The organism is Acutalibacter muris (genome assembly GCF_002201475.1).
GTDB lineage: Bacteria > Bacillota > Clostridia > Oscillospirales > Acutalibacteraceae > Acutalibacter > Acutalibacter muris.
Window position 1 is genome coordinate 1443503 of sequence record NZ_CP021422.1, and the last position, 26089, is coordinate 1469591.

General features: G+C 55.3%; 22 protein-coding genes. 20 read left to right on the forward strand and 2 right to left on the reverse strand.

Annotation, left to right across the window (positions count from 1 at the left end; genetic code table 11):
- Nucleotide 1: 1 nt before the first annotated feature.
- From ADH66_RS07385 to ADH66_RS07445, 12 genes are all read left to right on the forward strand, one after another.
- Nucleotides 2-1168, forward strand: coding sequence for a DegT/DnrJ/EryC1/StrS family aminotransferase (locus ADH66_RS07385; RefSeq protein ID WP_066533918.1), 1167 nt, complete (start codon nt 2-4; stop codon nt 1166-1168).
- A 16-nt stretch (nt 1169-1184) separates the two neighbouring features.
- Nucleotides 1185-2123, forward strand: a complete 939-nt coding sequence (locus tag ADH66_RS07390) for an NAD-dependent epimerase/dehydratase family protein (RefSeq protein ID WP_066533916.1) — start codon at nt 1185-1187, stop codon at nt 2121-2123.
- 22 nt (nt 2124-2145) lie between these two features.
- On the forward strand, nt 2146-3153 hold the full coding sequence (locus tag ADH66_RS07395) for a GHMP family kinase ATP-binding protein (protein WP_066533910.1): 1008 nt from the start codon (nt 2146-2148) through the stop codon (nt 3151-3153).
- The gene (locus ADH66_RS07400) at nt 3147-3794 is read left to right on the forward strand and encodes a D-sedoheptulose-7-phosphate isomerase (RefSeq protein ID WP_066533906.1); all 648 of its coding nucleotides are present in this window, start codon (nt 3147-3149) and stop codon (nt 3792-3794) included. Before ADH66_RS07395 ends, ADH66_RS07400 begins: the two co-directional genes overlap by 7 nt.
- Nucleotides 3795-3796: 2 nt before the next feature.
- The gene (locus tag ADH66_RS07405) at nt 3797-5002 is read left to right on the forward strand and encodes an HAD-IIIA family hydrolase (protein WP_084384173.1); all 1206 of its coding nucleotides are present in this window, start codon (nt 3797-3799) and stop codon (nt 5000-5002) included.
- A 223-nt stretch (nt 5003-5225) separates the two neighbouring features.
- Nucleotides 5226-6164, forward strand: coding sequence for an FkbM family methyltransferase (locus ADH66_RS07415; RefSeq protein ID WP_157130564.1), 939 nt, complete (start codon nt 5226-5228; stop codon nt 6162-6164).
- Between the two features lie 46 nt (nt 6165-6210).
- The gene (locus tag ADH66_RS07420) at nt 6211-7686 is read left to right on the forward strand and encodes a B12-binding domain-containing radical SAM protein (RefSeq protein ID WP_066533901.1); all 1476 of its coding nucleotides are present in this window, start codon (nt 6211-6213) and stop codon (nt 7684-7686) included.
- Nucleotides 7687-8123: 437 nt separating this feature from the next.
- Nucleotides 8124-10154 carry a 1,4-alpha-glucan branching protein GlgB gene (gene glgB, locus ADH66_RS07425; RefSeq protein ID WP_084384171.1) on the forward strand — a complete coding sequence of 677 codons (2031 nt, stop codon included), beginning with the start codon at nt 8124-8126 and terminating at the stop codon, nt 10152-10154.
- 85 nt (nt 10155-10239) lie between these two features.
- A complete protein-coding gene (locus tag ADH66_RS07430; RefSeq protein ID WP_066533899.1) occupies nt 10240-11451 on the forward strand; it encodes a glucose-1-phosphate adenylyltransferase in 1212 nt (403 codons plus the stop codon).
- Between the two features lie 46 nt (nt 11452-11497).
- Nucleotides 11498-12613: a glucose-1-phosphate adenylyltransferase subunit GlgD gene (gene glgD, locus ADH66_RS07435; RefSeq protein ID WP_236757215.1), complete on the forward strand. Its 1116-nt coding sequence runs from the start codon at nt 11498-11500 to the stop codon at nt 12611-12613.
- Between the two features lie 48 nt (nt 12614-12661).
- Nucleotides 12662-14089: a glycogen synthase GlgA gene (gene glgA, locus ADH66_RS07440; protein WP_066533898.1), complete on the forward strand. Its 1428-nt coding sequence runs from the start codon at nt 12662-12664 to the stop codon at nt 14087-14089.
- A gap of 138 nt (nt 14090-14227) precedes the next feature.
- Nucleotides 14228-15265 (forward strand): lipid II:glycine glycyltransferase FemX, encoded by a 1038-nt coding sequence (locus tag ADH66_RS07445; RefSeq protein ID WP_066533897.1) that lies wholly within the window; start codon nt 14228-14230, stop codon nt 15263-15265.
- Between the two features lie 13 nt (nt 15266-15278).
- Here ADH66_RS07445 and ADH66_RS07450 read toward each other — a convergent pair whose 3' ends face one another.
- On the reverse strand, nt 15279-16370 hold the full coding sequence (locus tag ADH66_RS07450) for an anaerobic sulfatase maturase (protein ID WP_066533896.1): 1092 nt from the start codon (nt 16368-16370) through the stop codon (nt 15279-15281).
- Nucleotides 16371-16482: 112 nt separating this feature from the next.
- Between ADH66_RS07450 and ADH66_RS07455 the strand changes: the two genes are divergently transcribed.
- The 4 genes from ADH66_RS07455 (at nt 16483) to ADH66_RS07470 (ending at nt 21280) form a co-directional block, all read left to right on the forward strand.
- The gene (locus ADH66_RS07455; protein WP_066533894.1) at nt 16483-17946 is read left to right on the forward strand and encodes a sulfatase; all 1464 of its coding nucleotides are present in this window, start codon (nt 16483-16485) and stop codon (nt 17944-17946) included.
- Between the two features lie 166 nt (nt 17947-18112).
- On the forward strand, nt 18113-18493 hold the full coding sequence (locus ADH66_RS07460; protein ID WP_066533891.1) for a GntR family transcriptional regulator: 381 nt from the start codon (nt 18113-18115) through the stop codon (nt 18491-18493).
- Entirely contained in the window at nt 18490-19392 is a 903-nt protein-coding gene (locus tag ADH66_RS07465; RefSeq protein ID WP_066533889.1) for an ABC transporter ATP-binding protein, read from the forward strand. Before ADH66_RS07460 ends, ADH66_RS07465 begins: the two co-directional genes overlap by 4 nt.
- Nucleotides 19367-21280, forward strand: coding sequence for a hypothetical protein (locus ADH66_RS07470; protein WP_157130563.1), 1914 nt, complete (start codon nt 19367-19369; stop codon nt 21278-21280). Before ADH66_RS07465 ends, ADH66_RS07470 begins: the two co-directional genes overlap by 26 nt.
- Before the next feature lie 58 nt (nt 21281-21338).
- Here ADH66_RS07470 and ADH66_RS07475 read toward each other — a convergent pair whose 3' ends face one another.
- The gene (locus ADH66_RS07475) at nt 21339-22943 is read right to left on the reverse strand and encodes a peptide chain release factor 3 (RefSeq protein ID WP_066533886.1); all 1605 of its coding nucleotides are present in this window, start codon (nt 22941-22943) and stop codon (nt 21339-21341) included.
- Nucleotides 22944-23163: 220 nt separating this feature from the next.
- Between ADH66_RS07475 and ADH66_RS07480 the strand changes: the two genes are divergently transcribed.
- From ADH66_RS07480 to ADH66_RS07495, 4 genes are all read left to right on the forward strand, one after another.
- The gene (locus tag ADH66_RS07480) at nt 23164-23868 is read left to right on the forward strand and encodes a hypothetical protein (RefSeq protein WP_066533883.1); all 705 of its coding nucleotides are present in this window, start codon (nt 23164-23166) and stop codon (nt 23866-23868) included.
- The gene (locus ADH66_RS07485) at nt 23865-24428 is read left to right on the forward strand and encodes a hypothetical protein (protein ID WP_066533880.1); all 564 of its coding nucleotides are present in this window, start codon (nt 23865-23867) and stop codon (nt 24426-24428) included. Before ADH66_RS07480 ends, ADH66_RS07485 begins: the two co-directional genes overlap by 4 nt.
- A 255-nt stretch (nt 24429-24683) precedes the next feature.
- On the forward strand, nt 24684-25607 hold the full coding sequence (locus ADH66_RS07490; protein WP_066533879.1) for a hypothetical protein: 924 nt from the start codon (nt 24684-24686) through the stop codon (nt 25605-25607).
- On the forward strand, nt 25604-26080 hold the full coding sequence (locus tag ADH66_RS07495) for a stage III sporulation protein AB (protein WP_066533877.1): 477 nt from the start codon (nt 25604-25606) through the stop codon (nt 26078-26080). Before ADH66_RS07490 ends, ADH66_RS07495 begins: the two co-directional genes overlap by 4 nt.
- Nucleotides 26081-26089: the final 9 nt, after the last annotated feature.

A 26089-nucleotide genomic window follows, 5' to 3' on the forward strand; every position in this document is an offset into this window, starting at 1 on the left:
AATGCTAAACATACCCCTAATGAGCGACAATATACAGAAGGAGGATGTAAACGCGCTTATATCTTTCCTTAAAGAAACCAATCGGTTCACCCAAGGGCCCAAGGTTCGGGAATTTGAGCAGGTTTGGAGTGAATGGCTGGGTGTGAAGCACAGTTTATTTGTCAACTCCGGTTCCTCCGCAAATTATATTACGATGGCAGTTTTACGTGATTTGTATGGCGAGGGAGAAGTAATTGTGCCGCCTATTGCCTGGAGCAGCGATATAGCCTCTGTTTTTGCGGCAGGCCATACGCCGGTTTTCGTTGACATAGAGAAAAAGAATCTGGCGATGCAGGAAAAGGAGATACTCTCGCATATTACGGATAAAACCCGCGCCGTATTCTTAACCCATGTTCTTGGGTTCAAGGGGCTGAGCGGGCCGCTGTTGAAAGCGCTGCGGGAAAGAGATATTCCCCTTATTGAGGATGTATGCGAGTCACACGGCGCGATGATGGACGGCCAAAAGTGCGGAACCTTTGGACTTGCCTCCAACTTCTCCTTTTATTACGCCCACCACATGAGCACGATCGAAGGCGGCATGATATGCACGAATGATGACCGCTTTTACCAATATTGCCGTTTATACCGCAGCCATGGCATGGTGAGAGAGAGCACAGACGAAAATTTCAAGGCGGATATTGCGCGGCAGTACCCGGATTTGCGCCCGGAATTCCTATTTTTGGTGCCGGGATACAATATGCGCAGCACGGAATTAAACGCGGTTATTGGCCTTAATCAAATTAAGCGGTTGGACGCCAATAATAAGCGCCGTGCCGAAAATTTCAAGCTATTTTTAGATAACCTGGACCCCAAAAAATATTTTACGGATTTTGATATAGAGGGCGCGGTCAACTATGCCTTTGTGCTCCTGCTGCGCGAACCTGATGATGCGATGTTCCAAAGGGTAACGGAGGCCCTGCGGGAAAATGGAGTGGAGTTCCGCCGTGGGACTGCCGGCGGGGGAAATTTGGCGCGGCAGCCTTTTGTGCGGGAACGACTGCCTGGATTTGACCCGGCGTCACTTAAAAATGCGGAATTTGTTCATTCCTATGGATTTTACACGGGAAATTACCCCGACCTGTCCGAGGAAAAAATATTGAGTTTATGCAAACTATTAAACGCCATTTGATGGAAGGAGAAAAATCATGAAAGCAAAAGTATTAATAACAGGCGGCGCCGGCTATATCGGCTCTATTTTGACACCCATGCTGTTGAAGGAGGGCTATGATGTTACCGTCCTCGATTTTATGTATTTCAACCAAGCGACTCTTCTGGACTGCTGTGCGGACCCGAACTTTCACATTATCAATGGCGACTGCCGCAAGGAAGAGGTCTTAAAGAAAGCGATGCAGGGGAAGGAATTTATCCTTCCTTTGGCTGCTATGGTGGGTTTCCCCCTGTGCGACCGCGATGAAACGGCGGCCCGCACAACAAACTTAGAGGCGATAAAACTTTTGCTTCGCCTGCGCCAGCCGGAGCAAAAAATAATTTTCCCGTGCACAAACAGCGGCTATGGGGTAGGAGAGGGAGATGATTTCTGCACAGAGGATTCCCCTTTAAGGCCGATTTCGCTGTACGGTTCCAGCAAGGTTGCGGCTGAGAAGGCGGTGCTGGAAACAGAAAACTCTTTCTCGTTCCGCTTCGCTACGGTATTCGGGGCGTCCCCAAGAATGCGGCTGGATCTGTTGGTGAACGATTTTGTGTATCGCGCCGTATATGATCGGACGGCGGTTGTCTTTGAAGGGAATTTCAAGCGAAACTATATCCATGTCCGCGATGCGGCAGGGGCGTTCTTGTGGGGTATCCAGCATTTTGATGAAATGAAGGGGCGGCCATATAACTGCGGGCTGTCCAGCGCGAATTTGTCTAAGCTGGAGCTATGCGCAAAAATTAAGGAGCATATACCTGGCTTTGTATTCCTGGAGGCGCCGATTGGGGAGGATATCGATAAGCGCGACTATATCGTTTCAAACGAGCGCCTGGAGGCCACTGGCTGGCGGCCCCAATATACGTTAGATGACGGAATTGAAGAGCTAAAGAAGGTTTTTACCATTATTAAGAACAAGACCTATTCTAACATCTAAAATTTAAAAAGGAATATAAACTATGATTATCACGCAAGCCCCCTTTCGAATGTCCTTCTTCGGCGGCGGCACGGACTTTCCCGGATTTTACGAAAAGCACGGCGGCAAAGTGCTGTCTACAACTATTGATAAGTATTGCTATGTAAATGTCCGCCATTTGCCGCCCTTTTTCGAGTACACCAATAATATCACCTACTCCCTGCGCGAACAGGTGAATTCCGTGGAGGAAATCAAGCACCCGGCGATTCGTGAGGCCATGAAATTTTTGGATATGCACGATTTGTCCCTTAGCTATGACGCGGACCTTCCAGCCCGGACCGGGTTGGGGACAAGCAGCGCCTTTGCGGTGGCGCTGCTTATGGGCTTCTATGCCTTGAAGGGCAAATATGCGGATAAGCGCCGTTTGGCTGAGGAGGCCATATACTTGGAGCGGGAGCTGTGCAGGGAGAGCGGCGGTGTGCAGGACCAGATTGCGGCGGCTTATGGCGGGTTTAACAGGATAGACTTTAGCGCGGAGGGGTTTCAGGTAAACCCGGTGGTAATTTCAAATGAGAAGAAGGAATGTCTCAACGATAATTTACTGCTGTTCTTTACCGGTGTGTCAAGATTTTCCTCTCAAATCCAGGAAAAGCATGAGCAGGCGCTCCGGTCAAAGGAGGAACAGCTGTTGGAAATGTTGGCGTTGGTAGATGAGGCCGAGGCGGCCCTTGTGGGAGGAGATTTAGATGAGTTTGGCCGGCTGCTGGATTATACTTGGCGGCTCAAGCGCGGAGTAAACGCGGCCGTGTCCAATGACACGATAGACAGCATATATAACGCCGCAAGGGAGGCCGGCGCTCTGGGCGGAAAGCTTCTGGGGGCAGGGGGCGGCGGGTTCCTGCTGTTCTATGTCCAGCCGGACAGGCAGGCAGACGTGAGAAAGGCGCTGGAACAGCTAAAGGAGATACCGTTTAAGTTTGAGAGCGGCGGCGCCAGAGTGCTCTATTATTTGCCCGAGGATTTCATAAAGGGAGGCGGCAAAGTATGTTAAAGCCGGGTACAGAGGCTATCGTTAATAGGTACTGTGAAAATGAGCCTGCTATTGCGGCAATACATAAATCGCTGACGCAGGCCGTTGTGGTGCTGGTTGAAACCTTTCAAAGGGGCGGCAAGCTGCTGGTATGCGGCAACGGCGGCAGCTGTGCGGACGCCGACCATATTGTAGGCGAATTGGTAAAGGCCTTCCGCATAGAGCGCCCGCTGGATTCATCGTTTGCGGCGTCGCTGGAGAGATTGGGGGCAGACGGCAAATTGCTTGCCCAAAAGCTGCAGGGGGGCTTGCCGGCCATCAATTTGGGCAGCCATACCGCCCTCATGACAGCGATGGATAATGATGTGGGCAGCGAGTATGTATTCGCCCAGCAGGTAGCGGCCTATGGGCAGGCGGAGGACGTTTTCCTTGGAATCAGTACGTCAGGAAATTCCAGGAATGTTTTGCTGGCGGGAAAAACCGCCAAGGCTAAGGGCCTGAAAACCCTTGCTTTGACGGGAAGGACCGGCGGAGAAATGGCGGAGGAATTTGATTTGATTTTATGTGCCGGCGCCGGCTGTACAGAGGACGTACAGGATCTGCATTCAAAGCTGTACCACGCGGTTTGCGCGGCGGTAGAATATGAGCTTTGGGGTGACTGATCATGGTGGCTGTAATAACTGCCGGAGGCAGGGGGACGCGCATTGCCAGTGTGGACGGTAGTGTGCCAAAGCCTATGCTGCCGGTTGCGGGAAAGCCGGTATTAAAGCGCCAGGTGGAGGGTTTGCGGCGGCAGGGAATAGATCGGATAATCTTTACTATTGGCTATAAAGGCGGGCAGATTCGCGACTTTTTTGGAGACGGGAGTCTGTTCGGCGTACAAATTGATTATATTGAGGAGAAGGAGCCACTGGGTACGGCGGGGGCGCTGTACTATTTAAAGGATAGAGTGAAGGAGGATTTCCTCCTGATCAACGGCGATCTGATTTTTGATGTGGATTTGCACCGCATGATGGACTTTCATAAAGAGCGTCACGCGGCGGCGACTTTGCTGGTACACCCTAACGACCACCCGTATGACAGCGGCTTGATAGCCGCGGGTGAGACCGGGCAAGTGAACGGCTGGCTCTCAAAGGAGGACAAGCGCGGCTGGTATCAAAACTGCGCCAACGCGGGGATACATATTCTCTCTCCGCGGCTGCTGGATAAGCTGGACGCGCCCCAAAAGACGGACTTGGACAGGGATTTGCTAAAGCCGAGGATTCGTTCCGGCGAGGTATATGCCTACCGTTCTCCCGAATACGTGAAGGATATGGGAACGCCGGAGCGCATAGCCCAGGTGGAAAAGGATTTGCGGTCCGGGCTGGTGGCAAGGAAAAACCTTTGCCGTAAGCAGAGAGCGGTCTTTCTGGACAGGGACGGGACCATTAACAAGTACGTCGGCTTTTTACGAAATATTGATGATTTTGAGTTGATTGACGGCGTGGCCGAGAGGATTCGTAAAATCAATCAGAGCGGCTATTTGGCTATTGTGGTTACAAATCAGCCCGTCATTGCCCGCGGCGAGGTGACTTGGGCGCAGCTTCGGGAGATACACGACAAGATGGAGACCTTACTGGGCGAAAAGGGCGCCTATGTGGAGGATATCTTTGTGTGCCCCCATCATCCAGACAGGGGGTTCCCCGGGGAGGTAGCCGAGTATAAAGTCGACTGCGACTGCCGGAAACCGAAGCCCGGGATGCTGCTAAGGGCTGCCGAGAGGTATAATATTGATCTTTCCGAGAGCTGGATGGTGGGGGATAGTGAGAGTGATATGGAGGCGGGGAGAAGGGCTGGGTGCCATGTGAAAAGAGTAATCAATGTTAGATGAATTAAAAGCGAAACCTTACAATAGTACACATTACTTTTTTGGGAGAGTTGCGATATGATTTGTGCGAAAGAGTTTATTGATAAGTTTGGGCAGATATACAACTTTTTAGAGGACCAAGAGTCCCGGGAAACGTATATGGCGCGTATTCATTATCTTATTACCGGCGATTTCGGGTATTACCGGCGGATTATACACAAATACTTGGCAGATGTACCGCCGATAAATGGAACAGCATTTGATGAGCTCCTTCTCACCCCCCCCAGCGGCAGATGGGCGCAAGATTGTGCTATATGGAACCGGCGATGTAGGGAGATTATTATTCCATTCAGTTTATAAAGATGATAAGCGATTTATTGGCTTTTGCAGCCGTAACAAAGAAAAGCAGAAATATGGCTTTTTAGGGTATCCGGTCATGGCCCCTGAAGAATTATTGAAACAAAAAAGCTTTAACGTGGTAATTAGTGCCGATGATTGTGGAAAGAGGAGGAACCGGACAGAGATAAGGAGGATATTACTCGACGGCGGATATCCCGGGGAGCAGATTTATGAATTTGACAAAAGAAAAGAGGGGATACAGCGCTATGACCCAAGCCAATATTTTGCTCCAGATTTCATAAAGTATCAGGAGGAGGAGATATTGATAGATGGGGGATGCTATAATCTGGATTCTGCGCTGGAAATGCGCCGTCATTGTAAAAATTTGAAGAAGGTTTACGCATTTGAACCAGATCCGATAAGCTATAAGCATTGTCTTGCTGTACAGCAAGAAACAGGGTTTGAGCAGGTAAAGATGATACAAGCAGGTACGTGGAATAGCAAGACGACGCTTTCTTTTGAGATAGGTAACGACGGGGGCTCGTCTTTGGCAAAAACAGGTGAAATTTCCGTACCCGTTGTAACGATAGATGAAACCGTTATGCCAGAAGATAGGATTACTTATATTAAGCTTGACGTAGAGGGGGCGGAATTGGAGTCTTTGGAGGGAGCAAGAATTACAATTCAAAAATATAAGCCCAAATTGGCAGTTTGTTTATACCATAAACCTGAGGATTTGATCACGCTGCCACTTTACATTAAAGGGCTTGTGCCAGAATACAAGCTGTATGTGCGGCACCACTCTAATGTTCCGGAGGAGACGGTGCTATATGCGGTTATTCCATAAACGGTGCAAAAAATTAAAACAATAGCTGAAAGAAGTGATACTATAAATGGAATGTGACGTGTTAATTGTAAAGCCCGCAGACCAGAAAAATGTGTATGGAGGACTGGACGCCTTTTCGTTGACCGCATATGAGCCGCCGCTGTGGACGGCTCTATTGGCAGGGCATATACGCGGCGCCGGCTACAGCGTGAAATTGCTGGATGTGGAGGTTGAAAAGCTTTCTGCGGAGGAGGCCGCGAAACGTATCATAGAGCTGGATCCGCGGCTGACGGTAATTTCCGTGTCGGGGACAAACCCGTCGGCATCAACGCAAAATATGCTTGCGTTACGAAAAATTGTGAATAAATGCAGGGAGCTGGAACATACACATAAGTATATTGCGGCGCAGGGCATCCACGTTTCTGCGCTACCTGAGCGCACCCTGGCGGAGGAAAAGCTTGATTTTGTGTGTTGTGGAGAGGGCTTCTATACTATAACACCGTTAGTCGAGGCAATAAAGCGAAGCGCGGTTTCAGCAGAGGAATTGCGGAATATACCGGGATTATGTTTTAGGACCCAGGATAAGCCGGTTAAAACAGAAGCGGCGCCGCTGTACAAAAATTTAGATGAGCTTCCTATGGCGGCATGGGATCTGCTGCCTATGGAAAAGTATAGGGCCCATAACTGGCACTGCTTTGGCGATATCGATCACAGACAGCCGTATGGCCTTATTTGGACTGCGCTGGGGTGCCCGTTCCACTGCCATTTTTGCTGTATAAACACAATGTTTAATAGCCGCCCCGGTATCAGGTTCCGCAGCCCGAAGAAGGTACTGGAAGAGATAGATTATCTTGTGAATACCTATGGAATTCATAATTTTAAGATAGCAGATGAACTATTTGCTATGAAGGAGCAGAGGGTCGCGGAAATCTGTCAGGGGCTGATCGAGCGTAATTACCATTTAAATATCTGGACGTATGGCAGAGTTGATACCGTTACGCCGGCTATGCTCGAAATAATGAAGAAAGCCGGAATAAACTGGATAGCTTATGGCTTTGAATCTGGAAATAAGACGGTGCTGGAGGAGGTATCAAAGGGGTATGATTTTAATACGGTGGACGCTGTTGTAAAAATGACCTATGGCGCTGGTATGCATATCGCTGCCAATTTTATGTTTGGCCTGCCGAAAGACAATTATGACTCTATGCAGCAGACGTTACAGATGGCCTTTGATATAAATGCTGAATGGGCGAATTTTAACTCCGTTATGGCATATCCGGGCTCAGGTTTATATGTGGATGCCGTTAAAAGTGGCAGCAGATTGCCGGAAACATGGCAGGGCTATTCGCAGTATGCGGCAGATTGTCTGCCTATGGATACAGAATACCTATCTGCAGAGGAGGTTGTGGCGTTTCGCGATTATGCTTTCAAGGCATATTTTACCAATCCAAGATATTTGAAACGTATGGAGAATATATTTGGCTTGGAAACGGTTGAAGTGATTAAAGAAATGACGAGCCGTCCTTTAAGAAGAAATAATTGAGAAAGGACACGCCCCTTTACGCCCCACTTTTTTTGGCCCTCCTTCGCCCTGCTGGGGAGCTATCTTTTTAGTTCCACTGACACAAATCGACATTTTCCCCGATAAGTTAAGAACCCGTATTCACAAGCTGCAAGCACCGTCTAAGCGGTTTTTTCGGTTATGAATACAGGTTCTTATTGTTTTGATACGCTAGAGGCCGTGACGGTTTCATGCTTTCGGCAAAAGCACACCCCGCGTATTATACATAGAATCTGGTCGGATTTTGTGAACTTTTACAAAGTTTAGGGTATAAATTCTCAAACTTTCCAAGAAATAACTAAAAACCACTTGAAATTTTTTTTATATATGGTATTATAAGAGCAGGGAAATCTACCCTTTAGTACGGCTGGCTGTAAGATCAGCCGCTGCCAGCCAAAGAAAGGAATGTGATCGGTGATATGAACACTGAACTGACCGGTGAGAAAAAGCTAGCCGCCGGCGCACAGAAGAAGGACGATCCGGCACGGGTGCCTCTATTTTTGTTCCACAGTGGAAAGAACCGCCGCCTATATGAATACATGGGCGTGCACAAGGCCACCCATAAGGGAAAGAAGTGCATGGTGGCAAGGGTATGGGCTCCAAAGGCCCGGGCGGTATCCTTGGTGGGCAATTTCTGCAACTGGGACAGCGCCAAGTACCCCTTGAAAAAGGTGGACGACAGTGTTTGGGAATGCTATACTGATTTTGAGTTTCAGCCATATGAGATGTATAAGTTCTATATTAAGACGGCCTCGGGCGAGGACACTTATAAGGCCGACCCCTTCGCCTGGCACACGGAGACCCGCCCGGGCACGGCCTCCCGCTGGTATGAACTGGAGGGTTACAGCTGGGGGGACTCCGCCTGGCAGAAGAAGAAGGAGACCGAGAAGCACTACAATCAGCCTGTAAACATATATGAGATGCACGCGGGCTCCTGGCGCAAGTATCAGGACGGTTCGGTGTTCTCCTACGATAAGCTGGGGGACGAGCTCATACCCTACGTAAAAGAGATGGGCTTCACACATATCGAGTTCATGCCACTGACGGAGTACCCCTATGACGGCTCCTGGGGCTATCAGGTGATGGGCTACTTCGCCCCCACCTCCCGCTATGGCCAGCCCAAGGACTTCATGAGGTTTGTGGACCGCTGCCATCAGGCGGGCATAGGCGTTATCATGGACTGGGTCCCGGCCCACTTCCCCAGGGACGCGGCGGGCCTTGCCAAGTTCGACGGCACCACCTGCTATGAGTACGAGGACCCAAGAAAGGGCGAGCATAAGGAGTGGGGGACCCTGGTGTTTGATTACGGCAAGCCGGAGGTCATAAGCTTCCTGGTCTCAAGCGCGGTGTTCTGGCTCAAGGAGTACCATGTGGACGGCCTGAGGGTGGACGCGGTGGCCTCTATGCTGTACCTGGACTATAACCGCCGGGACGGGGAATGGGTCCCCAATAAGGACGGCGGCAAGGAGAACCTGGAGGCCGTGGCCTTCTTACAGGCATTAAACGAGGCGGCCTTCGCCGAGGTCCTGGACCCCATGATGATAGCCGAGGAGAGCACCTCCTGGCCCATGGTGTCAAAGCCCACCTTTATGGGTGGCCTTGGCTTCAACTACAAGTGGAACATGGGCTGGATGAACGATATGCTCAGATATATGTCCATGGACCCCCTCTTTAGAAGCGGCAACCATCAGAGCCTGACCTTCTCCTTCTTCTATGCCTTCTCCGAGAACTTTATCCTGCCCATATCCCATGACGAGGTGGTATATGGCAAGGGCTCGCTGATAAATAAGATGCCCGGCACCGACGAGCAGAAGGCCGCGGGCATGAGATGCTTCGTTACCTATATGATGGGCCATCCCGGCAAAAAGCTCCAGTTCATGGGCACGGAGTTCGCGCAGAAGGACGAGTGGAACTATGAGAAGGAGCTGGAGTGGTATCTCTTGCAGTACAAGGAGCATAAGGACGCCCAGGACTTCTTTAAGGCTGTGAACCACTTTTACCTCAGCCGCCCCGAGCTCTGGGAGGTGGACTTCTCCTGGGAGGGCTTCGAGTGGATATCTAACGACGACTATACCCAGAGCGTCATAGCCTTCAGGCGCAAGTCCAAGAAGGGTAAAGAGCTGGTGTGCGTCTGCAACTTCGTGCCCGTCCAGCGGGAGCATTACAAGATAGGCATCCCCCAGTGGGGTATCTGGAGCGAGGTGTTCACCTCCGACGACGAGAGCTTCGGCGGCGGCGGCGTGACAAACGGCAAGATTATAAAGACCATCGACGAGCCCATGCACGGCTGCGAACAGTGTGTCGAGCTGACCCTTCCGGCCAACACTGTGTTCTTCCTTGAGTGTACAAAGCCCGGAGTAAAGCCAAAGCCCAAGGAGATGAAAAAGGAGAAGCCAGAGCCGGTGGTGGTCACCGAGACCGGCAGGCGCGCGGCTACTGTCAGCGCGTAAATATCCAGGCAAAAAAGCGCCGTTTCCCATTGCGGAGGCTTTTCATGATATCATATCCAAAAACGATAATACAGGAGGACGAACAATGTTACCCAAACAAGAGGTCGTAGCCATGCTGCTTGCGGGCGGCCAGGGCAGCCGGCTGGGCGTGCTCACAAAGAACATCGCCAAGCCTGCGGTGCCCTTCGGGGGGAAGTACCGCATCATCGATTTCCCTCTCTCCAACTGCGTCAATTCCGGCGTTGAGACGGTGGGCGTGCTTACACAGTATCAGCCCCTGGAGCTCAACGAGTACATCGGCTCCGGCCAGCCCTGGGACCTGGACAGCATGAACGGCGGCGTTCACGTACTGTCGCCCTATGAGAAGCGCAAAAAGACCGACTGGTACAAGGGTACAGCCAATGCCATCACCCAGAATATCCCCTTTATCGACCGATATAACCCCGACTATGTGCTGGTGCTCTCCGGCGACCATATCTATAAGATGGACTACTCTAAGATGATAGCCTTCCACAAAGAGAAGGAGGCCGCCGTCACCATCGCCGTGCAGCAGGTGCCCATGGCCGAGGCCAGCCGCTTCGGCATCCTTAACACCAACGAGGACGACTCTATCTATGAGTTCGACGAGAAACCCAAGAAGCCCAAGAACGACCTTGCCAACATGGGCATCTACGTGTTCAGCTGGGAGAAGCTCAGAAAGTTCCTGCTGGCCGACGAGGAGGACCCCAAGAGCTCCAACGACTTCGGCAAGAACGTGCTGCCCGCCATGCTGAACGCTGGTGAGCGTATGTACGCCTACCGCTTCAACGGCTACTGGAAGGACGTGGGCACTATAGACAGCCTTTGGGAGTCCAATATGGATATATTAGACCCCAACGTGCCCCTGGACCTCAGTGACCCCGACTGGCGTATCTACAGCCGCAATCCCGTCATGCCCCCACACTACATAGCCAAGGGAGCCCACGTTCAGAATTCCACCATAGCCGAGGGCTGCAACGTGTACGGCAACCTGGAATTCTCCGTGCTCTTTGCGGGAGTGTATGTTGCCCCGGGCGCTGAGGTGCACTCCTCTATCATCATGCCGGGAGCCCGGATTGAGGAGGGCGCAAGAGTCCAGTATGCCATAGTGGCCGAGGACGCCGTGGTGGGCGCAGGGGCCGTGGTGGGCCAGAAGCCCGAGGACGTGGAGAACAAGGACGAGTGGGGCGTGGCGGTAGTCGGCCCCGGCTGCAAGGTGCCCCCCGGCGGCAGCGTAGCCCCCAAGGAAATGCTGGACGCTGAGGAGGCCGCTAAATGAGTAAACTGCTGAATACTATGACTGAAACGAAAGGGAGATGGTCCATATGATGCGCGGCAATGAAGTTATCGGCATCCTCTTTGCATATGTGCACGAGGAGCGTGTAAGAGAACTGACGGAGAACCGGGTGATGGCCTCCATACCCTATGGCGGGCGCTACAGGCTGGTGGATTTTGCCCTTTCCAACCTGGTGAACTCCGGGGTGAACAAGGTGGGCGTTATCACCGAGCAGAACTACCAGTCCCTGATGGATCATCTGGGCTCGGGCAAGACCTGGAACCTGTCGAGAAAGCGCGAGGGCCTGTTCCTTCTGCCGCCCTTTGGCGCGGAGATAAGCCGCACGGACGGCCTTGTTTCCAGCCTTGCGTCTATCCACCGCTTCTTAAGGAATTCCAAGGAGGAGTATGTGCTCATCTCCAACTGTGACACGGTGTCCAATATCGACTATAGAGACGTTTTCCGTTTCCACTCTGAGAAGAACGCGGATATCACCGTTATCTACCGCCACGGCACCTCTCCTGATACTGACAAGAACGTGGTCTATACCGTGGACCCCGAGGGGTATGTTCGGGATATGCTCATCAAGCGCGGCAGCGACCAGAACTGCAACTACGGCATCGGCAAATGCATAATCCGCCGACAGAAGCTTATGGACCTGGTGGACGAGGCCATGAGCCGCAACTTGTATGACTTTGACAGGGACATTATGCAGCGCAACCTAAAGGATATGAAGGTCTACGGCTATGAGTACACCGGGGCGGCATATACTATCACGTCCTTCAAGGACTACTTTGAGGCCAATATGGCCCTGATGGACCCCAAGGTTCGTGCTCAGCTGTTCCCGGCGGCCCATCCCATCTACACCAAGGTCAGGGACGATATGCCCGCAAAGTACGGCCTTGGCTCCTCGGTGGAGAACTCTATAGTGGCCGATGGCTGCGTCATAGACGGCGAGGTGGAAAACTGCGTGCTGTTCCGCGGCGTGCGGGTAAAGAAGGGCGCGAAGCTTAAAAACTGCGTCATCATGCAGGACTGTGTTATCGGCGAGGGCACAAAGCTCGACTATGTGGTGGCCGACAAGAATGTGGAGTTTGATATGAACCGCAATATGGCCGGCTCCTCCAGCTATCCTGTATACGTTTCCAAAGGGAGCAGGGTCTGAGCGCCGGACCTATCGAAAAACCTTTAAGACAGAAAGGAACTGCTGATTATGAAGATTTTGTACTGTGCAAGTGAGGCTCTGCCCTTCTCCGCCACGGGCGGTCTGGCGGACGTTTCCGGCTCGCTGCCCCAGGCCCTGCGCGCCCGCATGGTCGGCTGCCGGGTGGTGGTGCCGCTGTATGACAACGTGTCCCAGGAGCTTCGAGACAAGATGAAGTTCGTCACCAGCATCTCCGTGCCGGTGGCCTGGCGGCGGCAGTATTGCGGCATCTTTGAGGCGAAGATAGGCGCTGTGACCTATTACCTTATAGACAACCAGTATTACTTCAAGCGTGGCAGTCTCTACGGCCACTTCGACGACGCGGAGCGCTTCGCCTTCTTCTCCCGGGCCGTTTTGGAGATGCTGCCCTATATCGACTATAAGCCGGACGTTATCCACGCCAACGACTGGCAGTGCGCATTGGTGCCGGTGTACTACAGGCTGTTCTATGCCAATAACGACTGGTACTCCGGCATTAAGACCCTGTTTACCATCCACAATATCCAGTACCAGGGCCAGTACGGCAAGGATATCTTGGAGGACGTGTTTGGAATCCCGGCCTATGAGAGCCAGCTTTTGGAGTTCAACCGGGACGTGAACCTGATGAAGGGCGCCATCGAGTGCGCCAACTGGGTCTCCACCGTCAGCCCCACCTATGCCCAGGAGATACTGGACCCCTGGTTCTCCCACAAGCTGGACCCGATTCTCCGAGAGCGCTCCTGGAAATTGTCGGGCATTTTGAACGGCATAGATACCGTGGGCTACGACCCCGAAACAGACAAGGACCTCTTCGCCAACTACAGCCGGGCGGACAAGGCCAATAAGGCCGTGAACAAGAAAAAGCTCCAGGAGCGCCTGTGCATAGAGGTGGACCCGGATCTGCCGCTGGTGGGCATGGTCACCCGCCTTGTGTCCCATAAGGGCCTGGACCTGGTGAAGGAGGCCGTGGACAATGTTATGGAATACTCTAACGCCCAGATAGTCATATTGGGCAGCGGTGATTTGGAGTATGAAAACTACTTCAAGTGGATGCAGGAGAAGTATCCCGGACGGTTTGTGCTGTGCCTGGGCTTTGTGCCCGAGCTCTCAAGGAAGATATACGCCGGGGCCGACATCTTCCTTATGCCCAGCAAGTCCGAGCCCTGCGGCCTGTCCCAGATGATAGCATTGCGCTACGGCACCATCCCGGTGGTCCGGGAGACCGGCGGGTTGAAGGACTCCATCACCGACAGCGGCGACGGCGAGGGCAACGGCTTCACCTTCATGACCTACAATGCCGGGGATATGCTCCACAGCCTGCACCGGGCCATATACGCCTATAATTCCGATAAGGAGGGCTGGGGCGTGCTGGTGGACCGGGCCATGGGCTGCGACAACAGCTGGGGCCGCTCGGCGGGCGAGTACATCAAGCTGTATAAGCAAATAATTGAGAGCTGACATCTTTAGTATTTTGGAGTCCGGGCAGGTTGCCCGGGCTCTTATATTTTGAATATAGAAGTATTACAACTTGTTTACATACCGCGGCTTACCATCTTTGCACCCCTTGCGTCTAATAGGTGAAAGGAGTGGTAAGTGATGGAGTTTCTTGACTTTGATAATGTGGCCGCAGTGCGGGAGTACGAGGCCTTTTTAATGGAACGCGGGGCCCATTTTTTACAGTCTACCCTATGGGCCGGGGTAAAGCACAGGTGGAAGCATCAGGCGATAATCTCCCGGGACGGGGAGGGGAGTATACGCGCCACGGCGTTGGTGCTGATAAAGCGGTTCCCGCCGCCCTTCAAGCCTTTTCTCTACTGCCCACGGGGGCCGGTCTGTGACCCCACAGACCATGAATCCCTGAAGGACCTCCTTCAGGGATTAGAGGAGCTTGCCCACAGGTATCACGCCTACACCTGCAAGCTGGACCCGCCCATTGACGAAACGGACAGTAGGGCGGTGTACGCGCTGAGGGCTGCGGGCCTGGGCTTTACCCCCTGGCAGCCGGACGACGTGACGATACAGTGCAGGAACAACTACGTGCTGGATATAGACGGACGCTCTGAGGAGGAACTCTTAGGCTCCTTCAAAAGCAAGTGCCGGTATAATATCAGGCTGGCAAACCGAAAGGGGGTCACCTGCAAGGTCTACGGCAAGGAGCGGCTCTCGGATTTTTGCAGCCTGATGGAGGAGACCAAGGAGCGTGACGGCTTTGATATGCGTACAGAGGGGTATTTTGCCAGGATGATGGACTCCCTGGGGGAGCATTGCAGGCTGTACCTCTGCGAGTATCAAGGACAGGCTCTGTCCGGGGCCATATGCGTGCAGTACGGCGGCAGGACCACCTATCTGTACGGCGCGTCCACCTCTGTGCACCGGGAGGTCATGCCAAACTACCTTATGCAGTGGGAGATGATACGGTGGGCTGTGGAGGGCGGCTGCCGCATCTATGACTTTGGCGGCGTGCCCCACTGGTATGACCCGGACCACCCCAATAACGGCGTGTATAGATTTAAGACCGGCTTCAACGGCCGGTTGGAGATCTACGCCGGAGAATTCACTCAGGTATACGCCCGGCGATATAAAAAGGCTATGGACAGGGCCCTGGAGTGGGCGGGGTATGTGAAGATGATATAGAGGGCGCTGAGTTCTACATCCCCGCCAGCTCCCTCAGCCGGGGAAGGGCATAGGAGAAGAATTCTTTATAGGCCTGGCAGAAGTAGTTGAGCCCCAGGCCCTCCCTGTCCCGGCGGCAGCCGCCCCGGCAGATAAAACGGTATTCGCAGCCCCCGCAGTACTCCGGCGCGGCCAGGGATTCCTCCAGGAATCTCTGAGCGGTCGCGGCGCTGTCCAGGGCGGCAAAATCCTCCTCAAGTATATTCCCCAGCCGCCACTGGTCCAGACAGTAGAAGTCACAGGGGTACACCGAACCGTCGGCCTCGATAACGTGCTGTAGGGCGCAGCGGCCCGACAGTCCGCAGTGCTCCGGGGGCCGGCCCAAAAGCATACCCAGCAGGTTCTCAAAATACCGTATGTAAATAAAGCGGCCGGCCCTTACGTCCTGGTACCAAAGGTCAAAGAGGGTCTTTAGGAATCCACCGAAGACCTTGGGCGTAAGGGAGTAGGGGGAGCTGCCTCTGGGCTCCCCCAGGGGGTCCAGGCAGGGGATATACTGCTGGTACAGTAAGCCCTCGCGGCGGAGGAAGCGGTACACCTGGGTGATGTTCTCCGCCGCCTGCCGGGTCACCACCGTCAGCAGGTTAAAGTCAACTTCGTGGCTCTCCAGCAGCCGGGCGGCCCGCATGGTTCTGCTGAAGGTCCCACGGCCCTGAGAGTCCCGGCGCAGGGAGTCGTGCAGGGCCTTGCCGCCGTCCAGGGATAGGCCGACAAGAAAGCCGTTCTCCTTAAAGAACCTGGCCCAGTGGCTGTCAAGCAGGAGGCCGTTGGTCTGTAGAGCGTTATATATGCGCACGTTATGCACGTTATATTTCTGCTGGTACTCTACGGCCCGCCGGAAGAAGTCCAGCCCACGAAGGGTGGGCTCGCCGCCCTGGAACCCGAAGGTGCATTGACCGCCGGCGTAGTCCAGGGCTTTCCGTATAAGGGTCTCCAGGGTATCTTCGGACATCATACCGTAGGAGGTAACGGCGCGGTTTTGGGCCTCGTCGTGGTAGAAGCAATAGACACAGCGCATATTGCACCCGCCAGAGGCGGGCTTTATGAGCAAAGAGAGTGGGGGCATGGGGGTGGCTCCTTTCTTTTTGGGAAAATTCTCCATTTATTATAGCGTTTTTTAATTAAATATGCTATACTTTATGAAGAAAAGGGGAATTTCCCAGAAGGAGCGTGCGCCTATGCGTATAATCATGTTCGACATCGATACCCTGCGCCCGGACCACCTGGGCTGCTACGGCTATTTGAGGGATACCTCACCGGCCATTGACAGCGTGGCCGCCGACGGTCTGCGTTTTGACAACTACTACTGCCCAAACGCCCCCTGCCTGCCCAGCCGGGCCTCCCTTATCTCCGGGCGCTACGGCATACGCACCGGGGTGGTGGGCCACGGCGGCACGGCTGCGGATATGCGTCTGCAAGGGGAGTCCCGGCACTTTAGGGACGCTGTCAGCGAGAACGGCCTGTTCATGCAGTTTAGGCGGGCGGGGCTGCACACGGTCAGCTTCTCCTCCTTTGCCGAGCGCCACTCATCCTGGTGGTTCAACGCCGGCTTTAACGAGTGTATGAACTTCGGCAAATGCGGCAACGAGCTGGCCGGGGAGATAACCCCCCGGGTGCTGGACTGGCTGGAGCGCAGGGGAGAGGAGGACAACTGGTTCATGCACGTGAACTACTGGGATCCCCACACCCCCTATAGGGCCCCGGAGGAGTTCGGCAACCCCTTTAAAGACGCGCCCTTGCCTGACGACTGGATTGACGACCAGATATTCGCCCAGCACCTTCTGCATGTTGGGCCCCACGGCGCCAATGAGATCAATATGTGGGATGATACCCACTTTGAGCAGTACCCACGCCATCCCGGCGCGGTCCGGACCATGCAGGATATGCGGGACTTTATAGACAGCTACGATTGCGGTATACGCTATGCCGATGACAATATCCGGCAGATTCTGGACTGGCTGAAGGAGAAGGGGCTGTATGAGGACGCGGCCATAATTATCACCTCCGACCACGGCGAGAACCTGGGCGAGCAGGGGCTCTATGCCGAGCACGGCACTGCCGACGAGCCCACCTGCCATATACCTATGATAATCAAGTGGCCCGGCGGGGCGAAGGGTAAGAAGGCCCCGGGCCTCCACGACAACGTGGACCTGGCTCCCACGATCCAGGAGCTTCTGGGCACAAGATTTGTGGGCGAATATGACTATGACGGCGTATCTTACGCCAAGACCGTCACCAAGGGGGAGGACTGCGGCAAGGACCATCTGGTGCTCACCCAGTGCGCCCATGTCTGCCAGCGGAGTGCGCGCTTTGACAACTACCTCTATATACGCACGGTCCATGGCGGCTACCATCTCTTCCCCAGAGAGCAGCTTTACGATGTGGAGAAGGACCCACACCAGCTCCACAATCTGGCCGGGGAGCGCCCGGACCTCTGCGATAAGGGCGCGCGGCTTATCCTCGATTGGGTGGACGAGCAGATGAAGAAATCCGAGTTTGACACGGACCCCATGTGGACGGTAATGCGCCAGGGTGGCCCCGAGCACGCCCGGGGTATGCTGGAGAGCTATATCAAGCGCCTTGAGGGTACGCCAAGAGCTTCACAGATACCGCTCCTTCGGGAGATGTACCCTAAGGGCTGAGAGTTTACCGCAACCATATTTGATTTACATAATTTTGTAAATTCCAGACTCCTGATTACAAAAACCAGGGGCCTGGAATTTTTATCTATTTACCCCTTGACAAATCCTGTGTATGGGTGTATGATTTAACTGTACTAATCGAACTAGTACAGATGGAGGTGTCAAAATGTTTGTCATCGACTACAAATGCGGCCTGCCTATCTTTGAGCAGATATACCGCAGCGTCATCACCCTGGGGGCTGCCGGGGCCTTCGGGGACAGCGGCCAGCTGCCGTCGGTCCGGGCCGTGGCAAAGGAGCTGGGCGTGAACCCAAACACGGTCCAGAAGGCCTATTCGATGCTGGAGCGGGACGGCCTTATACACTCCCTGCCGGGGAAGGGCTCGTTTCTCTCAAAGCCCCAGGCGGCGATGGATAAGCGCAGGAGTAACGCGCTGGATATGGCGGCTAATGCCATGAGGGAAGCCATATCCTGCGGCATAACCCGGGAGGAGCTCATAGAGCTGCTTTCAGGCCTGACAGACCCAGAAAAGGAGGGGAATTCATGATCAAATGCAAACAGCTTACTAAGCGCTTCGGTGAGTTTGCTGCTCTTAACAGCGTGGATCTCAGCGTACAGACCGGCAGCATCTTCGGGCTGGTGGGCTCCAACGGAGCGGGCAAGTCCACACTGCTGCGCACCCTTGCGGGGGTGTACCGCCCGGACGGTGGAGAGGCCACCGTCAACAGCCAGCAGGTCTTTGAGAACCGGGAGATAAAGTCAAAGCTCCGCTTTGTGCCGGACGAGTTGAGACTGCCCCGGGGGTGCACGCTGCTCTCTATGGGCAGGCAGCTCTCGGGGCTGTACCCAGCCTGGGACGAGGCCTGGTTTACGGAACTCTGTATGCGGTTCCCGGTGAACGAGAAGGCCCGCTTCCAGACCTTGAGCAAGGGCAACAAGCGCCAGGCGGGGCTGATACTGGCCCTGGCAAGCCGCCCGGAGGTGCTTCTCCTGGACGAAATATTCGACGGCCTCGACCCGGTGGTGCGCAAGCTTGTGAAGCAGCTTATCGCCCAGGAGGTGGCCGACCGGCAGATGACGGTGGTGCTGGCCTCCCATAACCTTCGGGAGATGGAGGATTTCTGCGACACCCTGGCCCTATTGCACAAGGGCGGGCTGATACTTGAAAAGGAGCTGGACGAGCTCTCCCTGCATTTACAGCGGGTACAGGCAGTGTTTACCCAAGCGCCGCCCATAGAGCAGCTAAAGCAAAGGCTCTGCATCACGACCTTTGAGCAGACAGGCTCACTTATCACCTTCGTGGCCCGGGGCACCAGGGAGGACGTTTTAAAGACCCTGGACGAGTTCGAACCTACCTTTAAGGAGACGGTGCCACTGTCTCTTGAGGAGGTATTTATCAGCGAAATGGAGGCGGCTGGTTATGACATTGACAAGATCCTTGGATAAGCGCGGCGGCTTTATAGCCGTGTTCCTCTGGCAGCTCCGGCGCGGCCTGCCCGCCGCCCTGCTGTACTGGGCACTGATGGTGGGGCTGACGGTCTGGAATTACATTTTGGGCCATGGCTACGGAGAGGATAGGTATATCATGGAGGCGGTAATCACCGGCTTCGCTTTCCTTGCGCCTTTTATATACCTGGGCGACTGCTTCTCCCGGCGGCAGGCGGACTTTATCCACGCCCTGCCTGTTCCCCGGGGACAGATGTACCTGGCGGCGGTGCTGAATGTCTTCTGGCAGATACTGCTGCCCATAATACCCTGCCGGCTGTTTACAGGGTACGCACAGCGTTTGGCACACTTAATGTATATCGAGTACAATATCCGCGATTTTACACTCATAGCCGTGGCCCTGGTGGGATTTGCGTTTATGATGGCGGCGCTTACAGGCACCTGGCACGGATATATACTGGCGTCCATGGCCCATCTGGTATGCTGGCGGATCATCACTTCTGGCGGATATTATACAATGTTCACCACCATACCCGTGGCAAACGTCAAACTCCATGAGTTAAGCAGTTTTCTAATGTTTTTTGGCTCGCCCTTTGTCATAACCAGCCAAAACTTATCCCCGCCCTTCATGATCGCCATATATATCTGGCTGCCCATCTTCGGGGCCCTATGCGCCGCTGCGGGCTATCATCTCTATAAGCGCCGCCAAAGCGAGTGGGCCGGGAACTTCGGACGGTGCAAGATCTTAGAGCGGGTCCTGCGCACGGAGATGACCCTGGCCGCAGGTGTGGGAGCGCTGAGCGTTATGACGGCCACGGCCGTAGGCTTTGAGCTGGGCGGCCTTGGCATCCCGCTTACCCTGGGGTCCATGGTGCTGGCGGTCTTCGGGGCGCACCTGATACTGGAGCTTGTCTGGCACCGAAAGCTGAAGGCCCTGGGCCGCAGCTCCATGTCCATTATCATTTCCGGGGCGCTGCTGGCGGTGCTGCTGGTGCTGACGGGCACCGGCATGGGCGTGGAAACAGACATCCCTGAGACGTCGGAGATAGAGCTGGTAGATCTGCAGTTTCTGTACCCGATAAACAACATAGATATGAACGGCCCCTGGTATCTGGAGGTGCCCGGAGCTTCGCCGGAGAATAAATCCAGTTATCTAAGGGATGGCTTTACCAGCCCCGAGATGCTGGAAAAGGTGCGCAAGCTCCATGAGAAGTATTTAGAGCTGGAGCGCGCCGCCCAGTACCCATACCTGCCCGGGCGGGGGGCCTACCGCTTGCAGGAGTATATCTATATCAGCTACTGTATCAATGACAATGACGGCGATGCCCTGCCGGAATATGAGAGCGTGTCGGTGCTCTATAGAGGCCCGGTGAACTCCAAGACGGAGCCCATCCTTGAGGAGGTCCGGAACCTTCGCCGGGAGATAATCTCCAGCGATGAGTTTGTAAACAGCCTTGAGCCGATGTGCGCCATAGACGCGGTGTCGTCGCTGGGCTGGGTGGAGCCGAAAGCGGGCTACTATAGAGTGATGGACTCGGAGGACAAGGCGGAGGTTAAGGACCCCCGCCCGGTAGAGGAGCTGCCAAAAGACTTTCGGGAGCGCCTTGAGGAGGCCATGCGCGAGGACTTCAAAAACGGCCGCTTCACCACCCAGGATGGTATGCTGGACGCGGACTATCCCATATACCAGCTTGGATACAGCGGCGAGTTCACCGCCCGGGGCGGCTTTTTCCTGGACCCGGATAGCGGCGAATTTGTCCCGGCGGCGGGCAAGCGGCTGACGCTGGCGGAGTATGAGCGCGGCAGCCATATGCAGCAGCACAACGCGCTACACGTCACCAAGGAGATGCCCGCGACGTATGGGTATCTTAATGAGGTGTATAAGTGAGAGTATAGCGAAAAACTGCCCCCTTCGGCGTTGGCCGGAGGGGGCAGTTTTTAAGTTTTTAGTTTTCACTGAATTCGGAAAGCAGCAATCCCTCATTCCTCTCCAGCGCCCAGTTGATGCTCCACTGATTGGAGAACAGCAGAAGATACCGCCCCTTAAGGTCCTGCACCTTTTTGGTATCAGAGGTCAGGTTAAGCTTTCTAAGCGCTGCCTCGTCCAGCCCCTCGTTGTCTATCCAGCGTATGAAGGAGTAGGGGAGGGTCTGCATATGGACCTCCACGTTATACTCGTTCTCCATGCGGTACTGGAACACGTCGAACTGTAAGCTGCCCACAACGCCCACGATGATCTCCTCCATGCCGGAGTTTATCTCCTGGAAGATCTGGATAGCGCCCTCCTGGGCGATCTGGTTTGCGCCCTTGACGAACTGCTTGCGCTTCATGGTGTCCTTCTGCCGCACAAGGCTGAAGAGCTCCGGCGCGAAGGTGGGTATGCCCTGGAATTTTAGCTTCTTCCCCGGCGCGCACAGGGTGTCGCCTATGGAGAACACTCCAGGGTCGAATACGCCGATGATGTCCCCGGCATAGGCCTCGTCGATTATCTCACGGCTCTGTGCCATAAGCTGCTGGGGCTGGCTCAGCTTCATGCGCCGCCCGCCCTGGACGTGCTCGACCTCCATGCCCTTCTCGAACTTGCCGCTGCATATGCGTATAAAGGCTATGCGGTCCCGGTGGGCCTTGTTCATGTTGGCCTGTATCTTAAAGACGAAGGCGGAGAAATCCTCTGCAAAGGGGTCGACAGTCCTCCCCTCGGCCTGGCGCGAGAGGGGCGGGGGCGTGAGCTTTAAAAACTGCTCCAGAAAGGGCTCCACCCCGAAGTTCGTCAGCGCCGACCCGAAGAACACCGGCGAGAGCTTTCCGTGGCGCACCCGTTCCAGGTCGAACTCGTAGCCCGCCCCGTCCAGGAGCTCCACGTCGTCTTTAAGGGCATCATAAAGATATTCGCCAATGGCCCCGGGCAGCGCCGGGTCGTCCAGAGAGAAGTCCTGCTCCTGGACCTCCCGGCGGCCCGCGCCGCTCTCCTCGGGAATAAATCTCAGCACCTTGTCCTTCTCCCGGTCATAGACCCCCTTAAAGTCCACCCCGGAGCCTATGGGCCAGTTCATGGGATAGGTGCCTATGCCCAGTTCCTTCTCTATCTCGTCCAAGAGGTCATAGGGGCTGCGTGAGTCCCGGTCCATCTTGTTTATGAAGGTGAAGATGGGTATGTCCCGCAGGACGCAGACCTTAAAGAGCTTTCTGGTCTGGGCCTCCACGCCCTTGCCCGCATCTATGACCATCACGGCGGAGTCCGCCGCCATCAGGGTGCGGTAGGTGTCCTCTGAGAAGTCCTGATGGCCGGGGGTGTCCAGGATATTTATGCAGAAGCCGTCATACTGGAACTGCATTACGGAGGAGGTGACGGATATGCCGCGCTGCTTCTCTATCTCCATCCAGTCGGACACGGCGTGGCGGGAGTTGCGCTTGCCCTTGACCATTCCCGCCAGGGCGATGGCCCCGCCGTAGAGCAGGAATTTTTCCGTAAGGGTGGTTTTGCCCGCGTCCGGGTGGGAGATTATGGCAAAGGTGCGGCGCTTTTCTATTTCGGCTCTATTATCAGGCATGATATACTCTCCATTCTATTTCAAATAATATAATAATTATAGTAACTCAATAACTACATGGGTAGCACCTCTTATACCAGTATCTGACATATTATAGCCCAAAACCCGCCCGGTTGCAAGCTTTTTCCGGCTTGGGCGGCGCTTGGGCCAAAGTTTGACAGTTTTCCCGGGCAAGGCATGGTATTTTACTATAAAATATTCCCAGAGAGGAGAAGTATGTATGCAGGCAAACATCAAGCGATTTATAAGGCTTCTGCCACTGGCGGCGTGTGCGGCGCTCCTATACATATCCCCCAAAAGCTCCGCCATGGACGCGGTGTGGCTGGAGGAGACCCTGTTCCTGGGCGAGGCGGTGCCCCTTCGGGTGAACGGTATCCCCTTGGAGGAGCAGGCGGCAAGGGCCTTCGGGGACGAGCCCGGAGAGATAGAGTGCTGGTGGATAAGCCCGGAGGGTCAGAGAAACCTGGAGGAGCTTGCCGGGGAAAGGCCCCGCCAGGACACGGACTACCACATCTCCGCCGTGCTCCACAGGGAGGACGGCAGGGACGCCTGGCTGGAGCTCATATACCGCGTGCGGGTAAAGAGCGGGACTATCCGTGTCCGGGCAGAGGGCCCCTGTGTGGAGACCGGCACGGTGCTCCTTGAGCTTCAGGGCAGGGGGCTGAGTATGTATGCCGAGGCCCGGCCGGACCCGGACCCCCAGGGCGGGCCGCCCTGTCTTTTGGCCGAATTCACCGGCCTGCCTTTTGGTACCTATACTGTCACCGCCGTGGGGCAGGAGGAGCAGGAGGTCTGTCGCCTTGGACTTTGTGAGGAGAACGACACCGTCGACCCCTCCCGCAGCGGCGAGACCCTGCGCTTCACCCTGGGCGGCTCCCCCAACATCGCGGCGGGCGGCAGCTTCAGATTGGGGGCGGACGTATGAGGACCGGGAAATGGCTCACAGCCATAGCGCTGGCCCTGCTGGCCGGAGTGTGGGGGCTCTGCTCCACCCTTGGCCCCAGTCAGGAGCCTGCCGCTATACAAGCGGTGGCAGTAGGCTCGGAGGACGGCGAAGCCGCGCCCGTACTGCGGCCGGGGGAATGTACCGATTCAAGCCTGAGCTTTAGGAACCAGAGCCTGGCCGGCTGCAAGCTGCGGGTCAGGGTATGCGTCCCGTCGGTGGAGGGCGAGCCGGTGCTTGAGGCAGGGCACATGACCCCGGGGGGATTTGTGAGTTCTGGCGGCTTTACGGAGGACAGCGGGGAATACTGGACAGCCAAGGGCGCATACCTATACTATAAAAACAGCCGGACCGGAGATTTTCTGCCCCCGGGCAAGGAGACCCCGCCTCTTTATACGGCGGTGCGCCTAAACCCCCTTATCGGCCAGGAGGCTTTGACAGCGCTGAGGGACATCAGCCCCCAGCAGCAGCTGTATGTGCTTGCCCAGGCCCGGGACGAGGGGGAGGGCCCCTGGCAGGAGACGGTAGTAGACGCGTTTTAAACCGCGTCAAATGCTCCTCTCCGGCATAAGGGGGAGGGTGTGGGATTCTTTTATATGCTTTGGGGCTTTGTGGCCGTCGCTGTAATTGCGTCGGCGGGGCTTGCGGTCTTTGTGGACTGGTATCGCCGCAAAAAGAAATGACATAGTAAAGCTGATACATGGCAGGCTCCTGCTTTTGGCGGGGCCTGTTCTATTTTTTCCTCCTGCCCCATACATATGGACTAGTTATATAAAACGAGAAAGCGGGTATCACGAATGAAAGCATTTGACCGTATTGCCAGTCATATACCCCTTTATAGGGACGACCTTCTGGCGCTGTCGGACCGAATAAAAGCCCAGGCCCAGGACCTCCGTTTCAAGGCCGGACAGCCTATATCCGTCTGCGGCCGGGAGGGGGCCTTTTTCCTGAAGCGGGGCGGAGCGGACAGAGCTCCGTCTCCCGGCCTGCTGTCTGTAAGCGCTGCTGAGCTTCAGGAGCTGTTCTTCCATATCTGCGGCCAGTCCGTGTTCAGCCACGAGGAGGAGATACGGGAGGGCTATGTCCAGGTGGACGGGCTGTGCAGGGCCGGGGTCTGTGGGACGGCGGTGCTGGAGGGGAGCAGGGTCAAGGCCCTGCGGGACATCACCTCCATAGTGTTCCGCATACCCCGGGACAGCCCCGGCTGTGGGGACAGGCTTTTTCTCTCCGGCGTGGATTTCAGAGACGGGGTCCTCATTGCCGGGGAGCCCGGCAGCGGCAAGACCACAATTTTGCGGGATATTGCCCGCTCCCTCTCCATGGGCCGCTTCGGGCCGGGTAGACGCGTGGCGGTGCTGGACAGCCGGGGGGAACTCTCGGCCTTTGACCTGGGACCCCTGGCGGACGTGCTGAAAAACTGCCCGAAAGCGGCGGGCTTTGAAATGGCCGTCAGGAGCCTGTCCCCGGAGATCCTCCTCTGTGATGAGCTGGCCCCGGGCGACATCGATGCGGTGAAAAGCGCGGCCCGGGCGGGGGTTGGGCTTATAGCTACTGTGCACAGCGGCAAAAATCCACGCGGGCGTTATATCTGTCAGGAGCTGCTCTCCACCGGGGCCTTCGGCACGCTTGTCACCCTAAGGGGCCGCGAGAGCCCCTGTGAGACGGCGGCGGTGGAGATCATAGGGAATGCCCTGCCAGTGGAGAGCCGTGCGGGAGAATGAGACTGGCAGGTTCTGTACTGTTGATATCAGCCGGAGTTATCTGGGGCATTGGGCGCTCATGGGAGCTGCATACGCGGGTGGGCCTCTTGACACAGCTTGAGGCGCTTATGCAATGGCTCATGACGGAGATACCCTATTCCGCCCGCCCGCTTCCGGAGCTGATAAGGGCCAGCAACAGCCCCTTCTGCCGGGAGGCGGCAGAGGAGCCCGGGTTCTGTACGGACCCCTGCGGCGCGCTGGCTGGGGCGGGGGCAAGGCTCCTGCGGGTCCAAAAGGACAGGGAACTGTTCCGGGACTTTGCCGCCGGTCTTGGGGCCAGCGGCACCGAGGGGCAGCTGGGACATCTGCGGCTGTGCATGGCCCGGGCCCGGCAGCACCTTACAGAGGCCCGGGAGGCCCAAAGGGAGCGTTCGCGGCTTTATATAGGGCTGGGGGTGCTCTTTGGGCTGGGGGCGTGGGTGCTCCTAATATAAGACACGGGA